Below are 781 nucleotides of genomic sequence, written 5' to 3'. Positions count from 1 at the left end.
GCCAGAAGCGCTTGAGCCAATGGGCAAACCCCTTGATGTTGTAGCGCTTGATCACGAGTGGTCGACCGGCCACCTCGACCTTGGCGACACTGGCCGCCCCACCGGTTTTATACAGGTGGCCCTGGTCGAGCAGCGCATCGGCCTGCGCCAGCACCGGCAGCATCGCCGCTTCTTCCTCACGACGAGTCGCGCGCAGAGCGAACGGCCCGCGCACGACGCTGAACAGCGTGCACTCCCGGCCAACCTTGCTCAGGAAGTCCTTCAAGCGCCAGACGCTGACCTTGCGTACCTGCTTCTGCAACGCTTCGAGCGGCAACGCGTGTTCGCCATTGCTCAGCAGGTAATACACCAGCAACTCTTCGGTAAACGGCTCGAGGTTTTTCGGCAACTGCGCGAAAAACACCCCAAGGTTTTCCAGGACCCGGTTGCGCGACAGCGGTTTGCCCGCCTCTTCGACACAGATCCCGGCGCCGTCGATCAAATACAGTTTGCCGTCCTGACGCAGCAGGTTGTCCAGGTGCAGGTCTTCCTGCCACAGGCCCTTGGCGTGCATCTGCGCAATCGCACCCAGCGCTTCGGCGAGCACCGCTTGCTGCTGGTCAGCCAGCGGCGGCAGGTGTTCAACAGCCTGCCACGCATCAGCCAGGCTGTCGGCGCCTTCAAGAAACTCGAACAGCAGCCAACCGCCCTCACCCTCTTGCAGACCATCGGCCAGCAACAGCGGTGTGGTCAGGCCTTGTTCGGCCAACAACCGCACGCCCTTGAGTTCACGCTGAAAATG

General features: G+C 62.2%; 1 protein-coding gene. It reads right to left on the bottom strand.

Features of this window, described 5'->3' with window-relative positions:
• The coding region (locus tag HX846_RS35815; RefSeq protein ID WP_306173202.1) for a lipopolysaccharide kinase InaA family protein at positions 1-781 on the bottom strand (781 nt) is incomplete at both ends.

It is taken from the genome of Pseudomonas sp. K5002 (assembly GCF_013386655.1).
Lineage (GTDB): Bacteria > Pseudomonadota > Gammaproteobacteria > Pseudomonadales > Pseudomonadaceae > Aquipseudomonas.
This window is presented reverse-complemented; position numbering and strand designations above follow the sequence as displayed.